General features: G+C 54.6%; 2 pseudogenes. Both read right to left on the minus strand.

Annotation, left to right across the window (positions count from 1 at the left end):
* A pseudogene (locus PMI22_RS00015) lies at positions 1 to 254 on the minus strand (hypothetical protein); the annotation flags it as partial.
* Between the two features lie 10 nt (positions 255 to 264).
* Positions 265 to 527, minus strand: a pseudogene (locus tag PMI22_RS32220) (hypothetical protein); the annotation flags it as partial.

The raw sequence follows: 527 nt of genomic DNA on the forward strand, positions 1-527 counted from the left end.
GCAGTCGGCTGGTAGTTTTCACGCCATTTCATGTTGTACCCGACTTCCGTATTTCTCCCGTCCGGCACTGTGCAGGTTTCGCCTTTTGCGGGCACATACACGGCAATCGCCTGGTAGGCGAAGTCGGCTGGCAAATCGGCGGTGAAGGTGAATGTGTTCGGCTGGCTGGTGGCGCAGCCTGCGCTTAATGCAAGACAACAGCCCAAAACAGGGCTTTTAAACAGCAACTTCACCAGCGGATACGACGTTGTCATGGGGATGTCCTTATTCCGTACAGCCTGGGTAAATGGTGCATTGCCGGCCGTCAGGCATTTGAAAACCACTGAAGTCCTTGTAGTTGCCAAAGCAAAACGCGTATTGGTCTTGAAAGTTATCGCCCATGCATCGCTTCCAACCGTTCGGCACTTTTACCCATGTATTCCCAATGGCAGGCCGTTCCTCATCCGCCAACTTGATGCGCATCCTCACGGTTTTCCCCGGCAACTGATCGAGGGTGTACGCCGAAAACGGACGACCCCGCCCCGGTT

The organism is Pseudomonas sp. GM21 (genome assembly GCF_000282215.1).
GTDB lineage: Bacteria > Pseudomonadota > Gammaproteobacteria > Pseudomonadales > Pseudomonadaceae > Aquipseudomonas.